At 71.4% G+C, this 9,167-nt stretch carries 8 protein-coding genes; all 8 read right to left on the reverse strand.

The genetic code is table 11. The annotated features are described in order from the left end of the window. Nucleotides 1-363: 363 nt before the first annotated feature. Entirely contained in the window at nt 364-1,476 is a 1,113-nt protein-coding gene (locus C468_RS04290) for a carbohydrate kinase family protein (protein WP_008847643.1), read from the reverse strand. Continuing rightward, nucleotides 1,473-2,444 carry a ribose 1,5-bisphosphate isomerase gene (locus tag C468_RS04295; RefSeq protein WP_008847644.1) on the reverse strand — a complete coding sequence of 324 codons (972 nt, stop codon included), beginning with the start codon at nt 2,442-2,444 and terminating at the stop codon, nt 1,473-1,475. Before C468_RS04295 ends, C468_RS04290 begins: the two co-directional genes overlap by 4 nt. Before the next feature lie 114 nt (nt 2,445-2,558). Beyond that, entirely contained in the window at nt 2,559-3,257 is a 699-nt protein-coding gene (locus C468_RS04300; RefSeq protein WP_008847645.1) for a class II aldolase/adducin family protein, read from the reverse strand. Next, on the reverse strand, nt 3,254-3,967 hold the full coding sequence (locus tag C468_RS04305) for an HAD family hydrolase (RefSeq protein WP_008847646.1): 714 nt from the start codon (nt 3,965-3,967) through the stop codon (nt 3,254-3,256). The genes C468_RS04300 and C468_RS04305 overlap by 4 nt, the downstream gene beginning before the upstream one ends. Nucleotides 3,968-4,045: 78 nt before the next feature. Further along, the gene (locus tag C468_RS04310) at nt 4,046-4,918 is read right to left on the reverse strand and encodes a CheF family chemotaxis protein (RefSeq protein WP_008847647.1); all 873 of its coding nucleotides are present in this window, start codon (nt 4,916-4,918) and stop codon (nt 4,046-4,048) included. Next, entirely contained in the window at nt 4,919-6,127 is a 1,209-nt protein-coding gene (locus tag C468_RS04315; RefSeq protein WP_008847648.1) for a HEAT repeat domain-containing protein, read from the reverse strand. Further along, nucleotides 6,127-6,936, reverse strand: a complete 810-nt coding sequence (locus C468_RS04320; protein WP_008847649.1) for a CheR family methyltransferase — start codon at nt 6,934-6,936, stop codon at nt 6,127-6,129. Before C468_RS04320 ends, C468_RS04315 begins: the two co-directional genes overlap by 1 nt. Continuing rightward, nucleotides 6,933-9,107, reverse strand: coding sequence for a chemotaxis protein CheA (locus C468_RS04325; protein WP_008847650.1), 2,175 nt, complete (start codon nt 9,105-9,107; stop codon nt 6,933-6,935). Before C468_RS04325 ends, C468_RS04320 begins: the two co-directional genes overlap by 4 nt. Nucleotides 9,108-9,167 lie beyond the last annotated feature (60 nt).

The following is a 9,167-nucleotide window of genomic DNA, read 5'->3' on the forward strand; positions in this document are numbered from 1 at the left end:
AATGCCAGAAGCGTTCGTCTGTGCCTGTTGGTCGAGCAAGCCCAAAGATACCTCCAAGTCCGTCGACGTGTCAGCGACTCCCTGCTGGCAAAAATAACAGATGAGAGTCAGCGGCAGTGAGGATAGGAGTAACGGCGGTTTGGCACCGCCAGTCAGCCACCGTTTCGTGATGGGTTAAACGGGTTCCCGAAGAAGAAATCGGACTCATGGTTGCGAACCTGAAACTCCCACCGCTCGGGATTCCTCCGCGTTCACGCGGAGGAGGATGTCAAAACCCGCCGTTACCAACACCGCCCGATTCATCATACCCAACCACCGGACGGCCCGCCACACGCGCTCCCGCTATCGATCAACACGCATCGTTCACACCCGGATCTCGATCAGCAGGTCCGACTCGGGCGACTCGCCCATCGTCGAGCGGACGCGGTCCCACGAGAGGTCGGCGCGGGCGGTCACCGTCTCGGCCGCGATCGCGCCGCAGGCGTTGCCGACGAGCAGCGGCACCTGGTAGTCGCGGGGGTCGTGCGAGAACCCGTCGCCGGCGATCTCGGGGTCCCTGAGCGCGGCGCCGAGGAAGCCGGCCGCGAACGCGTCGCCGGCCCCGACGGTGTCGACCGCGTCGACGTCGAAGCCGGGGTGTGACACGTCGCCGTGGGGGGTCCGGATCGTCGCGCCCTCCTCGCCCAGCTTGATCGCGACGACGCGGTCGTCCGGCTCCCACGGGTCGATGTCGGTCGAGTCGGCGAGTGCGTCGGCCTCGAGGGCGTTCACGAACAGCAGGTCCGTGGCGTGGAGCGCGGCCTCGAACTCGCGGTCGCCGATGCGGCGCCCGGGATCGAAGCTCCGCGTGGTCTCGGCCTCGCCAGCGGCGGTCGCGAGCGCGGCTGCGGTTCCCGGCTGCTGGCCGGTCAGGTGGAGGTGGTCGGCCGCCGCGAGCGTGTCGCGGTCGAGCTCGGCCGCGGTGAACGACTCGTTGGCGCCGTCGTTCGCTAACATCAGCAGCTCCCCGCTCCCGTCGACGATCGCGTACTTCACCGAGGTCGGCTCATCCGCGTCGACGAGCACCTGTCCCGGGTCGACGCCGGCGCTCGCCAGCTCGCGGAGCGCCAGCGCCCCCGACTCGTCGCCGCCGACGCTCCCGTAGACGACCGACTGGCCGCCGAGGCCGACGAGCCCGACCGCGACGTTGGCGGCGCTGCCGCCGCCGGACTGTTCGAGTAGATCGATCCGCGTCTCACCGTCCGGCTCCGGCAGCTCGCCCACGTGGATCGTCACGTCCCAGTTGATGTGGCCCGCCGAGACCACCTTCGGGGTGCGACCGGAGGACTCCGGTTCCAAGTCTGGGTCGTCGTCGATCGGGTCACCTCCCTCCTCGTTCCCCTCGCCGTCCTCCCACTCAGCGACCTCTTCGTCCCAGTCCGCGAGCTCCTCGTCCCAGTCGTCCGGACCACCGTGTTCCCCCTCCTCGCCGCTCATGGATCGGCCCACGGCTCGGCGGCGCCCTCGCCGAACAGCTCCCGCATCAGCGTCACGATGCTCTCGGGTGGGAACTGGCCGTGTTCGGTGACGATCGCGTCCATGTACCGCGGCGGCGTCACGTCGAACGCCGGGTTCTCGACCGCGATCTCGCCGATCTCCTCTCGGGCCCTGGCGTCGATCACCTCGCCCTCGTCGCGCATCTCGATCTCGACGGTGTGACCCGTCAGCGTCTCCGGGTGGAGCTTGATCGTCTGGGCCGCGGTCATGATCGGGACGCCGCGCTCGCGGGCGTTGACCGCCAGCCCCGAGGTGCCGATCTTGTTGATCACGCCGCCGTCCGCGGCGATCGAGTCGGCGCCGACGACGACGTGGTCGACCTCGTCGAGGTACCGGCGCGCCGCGGAGTCGACGATCAGGGTGACGGGGACGCCCGCCTCGCGGAGCTGTTCGGCGGTGATGTGGCCCTGCTGGCGCGGGCGCGTCTCCTTGACGACCGCCGAGATCGACTTCCCCTGCTCCACGGCCGCCTCGATGCACGCGAGCGCGTCCGTCGAGTGACAGTGGGTCATCACCGTGTCGCCGTCGGCGAGGCGGTTCGCGCCCACCCGCCCGAGGTCCTCCTGTGCGCGGTCGAGCTGGCGGACGAACGCCTCGCTCGCGTCGACGACGCTGCGGTGCAGCTCGTCGACCGTCGCCCCCTCCATCCGCTGGAGGACGTAGCGGAGGGCGTTCGGCAGCGACACGGCGGTCGGGCGGGTCTCGCGGAGCGCCCGCCCCGCGGCGCGCATCGACGCGCGGAAGGCGGCGGGATCGCTCGCGGTCTCCCCGGCCTCGGCCGCGGCCTCGGCCTGCTCCGCGAGCGCCTCCGCGGCCGCGGACGCGATGGTTGCCGCGCCGCGGACCTCCATCGTCGCGATCGATTCGGCGGTCTCCCCGACGGGGGCCGCCGGCTCCGGATCGGTCATACCGATCCAGTAGCCGGCCCGGTATTTATAAAACCGGGAGAGGCGATCGGGTCGCGGGCCGTCGGCGTCGGACCGCCGTCCCCTCGCTACGCGTCGTCGTCGGCGACCCCCTGGCTACGCGTCGTCGGCGTCGGGCTGCTGGCCGTAGCTCTCGAACCGCTCCTCGACGGTGGCCATCTGCTCGTCGGAGAGGACGTGCGGCTCGCCCACCGACGACGCCCGGAGATAGAGCCGACAGATGTCCTCGACGTGGTGGGTGTTCTCGACCGCCGTCTCGACGTCCGGCCCGGTGACGACGAGCCCGTGGTTCGCGAGGATCGCGGCGTCGGAGCCGGCCTCGCCCATCGCGGCCACCACGTTCGCGGCCAGCTCCTCGGTGCCGTACGGCGCGTAGTCGGCCAGCGGGACCTCCCGACCCACGGCGGCGATCATGTAGTGGATCGGCGGGAGCTTCCGGTGAAGCGTCGCCATCGTCGTCGCCCACGGCGAGTGGGTGTGGACGATCGCGCCCGGCCGGTCGTGTTTATAAATGCCCGTGTGCATCGGCACCTCGCTCGACGGCGCCATCCGGCCCGCCAGCCGCTCGCCAGCCAGCGAGACCACCGGCACGTCGGCCGCGTCGAAGGAGTCGTACGGGACGCCCGTGGGCGTGACGGCGACCCGATCGCCGTCGCGGACGCTCAGGTTTCCGGTCCGGCCGGGCGTCAGGTCCGCGAGCGCGGGCGCGTACTCCACGACCGCCTCGCGGGCGTCGCGCAGGAGGTCGGGATTGCCGTCGGCGTCCGCGTCGGATCCGGGTTCCCCGCGGGTCACGCCGCCACCTCCGTCAGGTCGGCGAACGCGTCGAGCCGGTAGTCCGGACGCTGGCGCTCGGGGAGCTCCTCGACGGTCGGCGCGTCGCCGTCGGCGACGAACAGCGCCGTGTCCATCCCGAGCGCGTTCGCGCCGGCCACGTCGGCGTCGAGGTTGTCGCCGACCATGAGCGCCTCGCTCGGCCGGCGGTCGAACCCCGCGAGCGCGGTCGCGAAGGGGATCGCGCTCGGCTTCTCGCGGCCGACCTCCTCGGAGGTGACGAGCCGGTCGATCCGGTCGTCGATCGCGAGCCGCGAGAGCTTCTGGAGCTGGACGCGCGTGGTGAGGTTTGTCACGACGGCGACGTCCGTCCCCGCCTCGGCGAGCGCGTCGAAGACGCGCTCGACCCCGTCGCACAGCTCCATCTCGGCGGCGTACCCCTCCCAGTAGGCGTCGCCGAGCGCCAGCGCGTCGGCGGCGTCGTGCTCGCCGGCGTGGCGCCGCAGCGCTCGCTTGAAGTAGATGTGTCGGTCGTGCGAGGCGGCGGTCTCGCGGGTCTCCCGCTTCGCCTCCCGCCGCGCGGTCGCGTACAGCTCGTCGAACGTCTCGCGGTCCATCTCGTACCCGCGCTCGCGGAACGCTGCGAGGGCGGCCCGCTTGCCGGCCTCGTTGCAGGGGGCGTACGGATACAGGGTGTTGTCGAGGTCGAAGAACACCGCCTCGTAGCTCATGTCCTCCCTCGGTCGGGCTGTGACTTAAGAGTGGTTCGACGGACCGGAAACGCCCGGCCCACGGCGCTCGTCGGTCCGCTACTGCTCGTTCATCGCTTCGCTGGCGATGTTGCGCCCGCGGGAGTTCAGCGCGACCTCGCGTCGCACGCGCACCTCCTCGACGACTTCGAGGTCGACGAGCCGCTCGAACGTCTCCTCGACGGCGTCGACGTCCATCCCGAGGAACGAGGGGATCTCGAACGGCGAGACGCCGGAGTACAGCGCCATCAACACCTCGCGGTCGCGGCTTGAGAGGTCGACGTTCGTCGAGCTGCGCTCCTCTCCCTTCCGGAGCCACGCCTCGACGAACCGCATCCGGCTGGGGGCGCCGGCGATGTGGGTCTCGATGCTCGTCCCCTCGTCGTCGGTGTGCGACACCTCGATGACGGGCTTCTTCTCGCCGTTGACGGTGCGTTTCGCGGCGTCGAGCCCGCTGATGTCGTCGAGGTCGAACTTCACGAACGCGCCGCTTTCGAGGGCCGCGTTGAGCCCGTTCTCGTCGATCTTCACCCGCGCCTGCTCCCACTCGGTCTCCTGGACGACGCCGCCCTCGATCGCCGGGTGTTTCGCCGTCACCGTCCGCTGGTCGAGCAGCGCCCGGTACACGTCGCGCTCGAACGACTCGTGGTCAGCGGCGGCGACGAGCAACACCTGGTCGCCGAGGTCGAAGCTGACGTAGTTGGAGACGCGCGCGACCGACTGGTTGGCGTCGTGGCGCCCGCCGAGCCCCTCGAGCTCCGAGAGCGGGACCGTGCGCTTCCCGTCGTTGCCGGCCAGGATCAGCCGTCGGTTCGAGAGGAGCACGCGCCCCGGCGTCCACGAGACGTCGCTCACCTTCCGCCCGTCTCGGACGGCGACCGCGAACCGCGCCTGCGTGTCGGCGACCTTGTACTCGCCGCTCCCGCCCGACATTTACGGTCCCCCCGCCCGGAGCTTCGAGACCGCCGAGAAGACCCGCTTCCGGACCGCGGGGCTGTCGTCGTCGGTGAACCCTTCGAGCCGGTTGAGCGTCTCCTGTCCGCCGATCTGCCCGAGCACGAACACCGCCTTCGCCCGGGCGTCCTCGGGGTGTTCGGTGCCGAGACGGTCGAGGAGCCGGTCCTCGACGATCGGGCCGCCGAGGCTCTTGAGGCTGGTCGCCGCGAACTGGGCGGTCTGCGGGTCCTCGTCCGCCAGCGCGTCCGCGAGCGCCTCGACCGCGACGGCCGACTCCGGCTCCGCGACGCGCCCGAGGATCCACGCGGCGTTCCGGCGCTGGCGGCTCTGCTGGCCGTCGGTGAGGATCTCGACGAGCGGCTCGACGACGGTCGCGTCGTCGGCCTGTTTCAGCTCGGAGACGACCCGGTCGCGGACCGCGTGGCTCTGCTTCGTCGGCACGTTCGAGAGGAGCTCGATGATCGAGTACACCGCGGCGTTGCGCACCACGGCGCTCTCGTCGCCGAGCGCGCGCGCCAGCGGCTCCACGGGCTCCGGGTTGTTCGCCTTCCCGAGCGCGCCGGCGGCGATCCGCCGGAGCGACTCGTCGCCGTCGTCGAGCAGGTCCAGCAGCGGGGCCAGCGCCTGGTCCGTGCCGACGTTGCCGAGCGCGTTCGCGGCGGCCCGCCGGACCCGGGGCTCGTCGTCGAGCCGCTCCGTCAGTCCGGGGATCGCGCGGGGGTCGGCGAAGGTTCCGCAGGCCTGACACGCCCGGAGCCTGACTCGGGGGTCCTCGTCGTCGAGCGCCTTGACGAGGTGCTGGAGGCCGCTCGCGTCGTCGAGGCGACCGAGCGCGTTGGCGGCGGCCATCCGCAGCTCCGGGCGGTCGGCCTGCAGCGCGCGGGCGAACTTCCGGGCGGTGACCCACTCGGCCTCGGAGCCCTTCGTCCCGGTGAGCTCCGAGAGGAGCTGTTCGAGCGCCGCCTCGCCGACCTCGTCGAGCGCGTCGACCGCGGCCCCCCGGACCTGCGCGTCGTCGTCGCCGGTCGCCGCGCGCAGGAGCACGTCGATGGACGGCTGGTCGTCGGGCTCGGCGACCTCGCCGAGGAACTCGGCCGCGCGCTTCCGGACGGCGGCGCTGTCGCTGCCCATGGCGTCCCTGAGCCGCTCGGCGTTCCCCTCCCGCGCGTGCTGGTACAGCGACATCAGACCCTCCGGAACACCCGTCGGCGCTTGTCGATCGGCTCGTACCTGTCCGAGCGGTCCGGCGGGACGCTCTCGGTCATGCCGAGGACGAGCACCCCGTCCTCCGCGAGCGACGCCTCCAGCGTGTCGAACAGCGCTCCTTTGTGGTCCACGTCGATGTAGATCAGGAGGTTGCGGCACAACACCACGTCGAAGGGGTCGCGCGCGCCGTCGCGGATCAGGTCGTGCGTCTCGAAGTCGACGAGCCGCTGGACCGCCGGCCGAACCTGGAACGAGTCGCCGTCGCGCTCGACGTAGCGGTCGGGGTCCGAGAGCGGCTCCAGCTCCTCGGCGATGTCCGTCGTGCGGGTGGTGTGGTAGACGCCGTCGCGCGCGTTGTCGAGCGCCTCCTCGCTGATGTCCGAGCCGAGCACCTCGACGCGCGACTCGTCGATCTCGGGGTCGTCGCAGGCCAGCATCGCGACCGAGTACGGCTCCCGACCGTCGGCCGACGGGGCCGACCAGACGCGGACCCGGCGCTTCTCGGCGGTTCGCTCGCGGAGGACGCCCCGGAGCACGTCCCACATCTCCGGGTTGCGGAAGAACTCCGTCACGTTGATCGTGAGCGCGTCCATCAGCGCCTCGCGCTCGCCGTCGTCCTCCCGGAGCAGGCGCTCGTACTCGGCGTGCGACTCGGTGTCGCGCCGGCGCATCCGGGCGGTGATCCGGCGGTCGAGGTACGACTCGTTGTAGTAGCCGGGCTCGAACGGCACCGTGTCGTCGATCTGCCTGAGGACCCCCTCGAAGGGCGTCTCGGTCTCGCCGCTCATAGGCTCACCACGTCGAGGACGGCAACGACGTCCCCGTCGCCGAGGACCGCCGTGCCGCTGAGCCCCGGCGTCCCCGACAGCGGGCCGTCGAGCGGTTTCACCACCACTTCCTCCTGGTCTAGCACGGCGTCGCAGTGGAGCGCGACCTGGCGCGTCTCCTCGCGGATCCGCACGAGCATCCCCTCGTCGGTTACGCCGCCGTCGGTCGACGCGGAGGCGGTCCCGTCCGCTTCGGCGGCGTCGCCGTCCGCGGGGCCGCCGGCGCCGACTCCCGCCCCGGCCGCCGCGGCGCCGCTGTCAGCGAGGCGCTCCTGCAGCCGGATCACGGGGTACAGGTCGTCCTCGTGGCGGACGATCTCGTCGCCGTGGACCTCCTCCACGTCGTCCGCGCGGGCGACTTCGGCGATCGACTTGATCGGGATCCCGTACTCCGTGCCGCCCACGTCGACGAACATCACCTTCACGATGGCGACGGTGACCGGGAGCCGGAACCGGACCGTGGTTCCCTCGCCGGGCTCGCTCTCCACCGAGACCGAGCCGTCGAGGTCGCGGGCGGTCGTTCGCACCACGTCCATTCCGACGCCGCGCCCGGAGACGTCGGTCACCTCCTCCGCGGTGGAGAAGCCGGGGTGGAACACGAGGTCGTACACCTCGTCGTCCTCCATCGCCTCGACCGCTTCCCGGCTCTTGACGCCCTCGTCGACCGCCTTCTCGCGGAGCTGGTCGGGGTCGAGTCCGCCGCCGTCGTCCGCGACCTCGATGATGACGTGGTCGCGCTCGCGCTCGGCCGTGAGCCTGACGTGGCCGGTCGGGTCCTTGCCGGCGGCCTCGCGCTCCTCGGGGGACTCGATCCCGTGGTCGACCGCGTTCCGCAGGACGTGGACCAGCGGGTCGCGCATCTCCGTGAGGATGGTGCGGTCGAGCTCCACGTCGTCGCCCTCGATCTCGAAGTCGATCCGCTTGTCGAGGTCCCGCGAGATGTCGCGGACGAGCCGCGGGAACGAGTCGGACACCTGCGAGAACGGGATGAGCCGCATATCCATCGCCGTGTCCTGCAGGCTGGAGGCGAGCTTGTCGAGCTCGTCCAGCGCGTCCGACTGCGCGTTCAGCTCCTCTAGCTCCCGTCGGAGCTTGATCCGGCTCGTCACCAGCTGCTCGACGAGCCCGTACAGCTCGTCGACCTGGTCGACGTCGACCCGGATCGACTTGATCTCGTCGCCGGACTTGGAATCGGACTTCGCGTCGGACGTGCTGTCGGAGCTCGTGTCGGACCCCGACGGGGAGTCGTCGCCGGCGTCCTCCGCCGCCGCGTCGTCCCTATCGCTCGTCTCGCCGGCGTCGTCTCTATCGCTCGTCTTGCCCGCGTCGTCGCCGGCGTCGTCGACCGGTTCGTCGGCGTCGTCCGCCCTGTCGTCCGATTCGGCCTCGCTTTCATCCGCGTCGACCGCGCCTGCGTCGGCGTCGGCCGCGCCCTCGTTCGCTTCCTCCCCGACGCGCGCCGTCGCGACCGACTCGACCTGCGTGAGCGCGCCGAGCCCCTCGGCGACGACCGCGGGGTCGGCGTCGGCGACGAAGGCGTCGAACCGCTCGTCGTACTCCCCGTCCTCCAGCGCCTCGGCGTCGGGGACCGTGACGAACTCGCCGAACTGGCCGTCGAGCGCCTGCAACACGAGCGCCGCGTCGACGCCCGCCATCGCGGCCTCGCCGATCGTCACGTCCGCGTACACGACGGGGTCGTCGAGGGAGACCGCGGCGTCGGGGAGCTCGGGGACTGAGACGTCGCCTGCGTCGTCCTCGCCCTCCTCGGTCGCGTCGTCCCCCTCGGTGCCGTCTTCGGTCTCGGTGCCGCCTTCGGTCTCCGCGCCGTCTTCGGTCTCCGTGCCCGCCCCGGTACCGGCGTCGCCGTCGTCGCCGGTCGCCGATTCGCCGTCGCCGTCGTCGCCGCCGACGGTGCCGTGCTCCTCCATCTCCCGGAGGCGGCTCTCCAGGTCGGAGGGGTCGGTCGACACGTCGCCGGTGTCCGCGATCTCGGACACCATCGCTTCGACGGTATCGACCCCCTCGAACAGCAGGTCCATCAGCTCCGGCGTCACCTCGCGGTCGCCCTGCCGGACCGCGTCGAGCAGGTCCTCGAGGGCGTGCCCGAAGTCGGAGACGTCTTCGTACCCCATCGCCGCGGCGTTCCCCTTCAGCGCTGTCTCTTATACACATCTCTGATGGCGCGAGGGAGG

Origin of the sequence: Halorubrum kocurii JCM 14978 (assembly GCF_000337355.1) — an archaeon.
GTDB lineage: Archaea > Halobacteriota > Halobacteria > Halobacteriales > Haloferacaceae > Halorubrum > Halorubrum kocurii.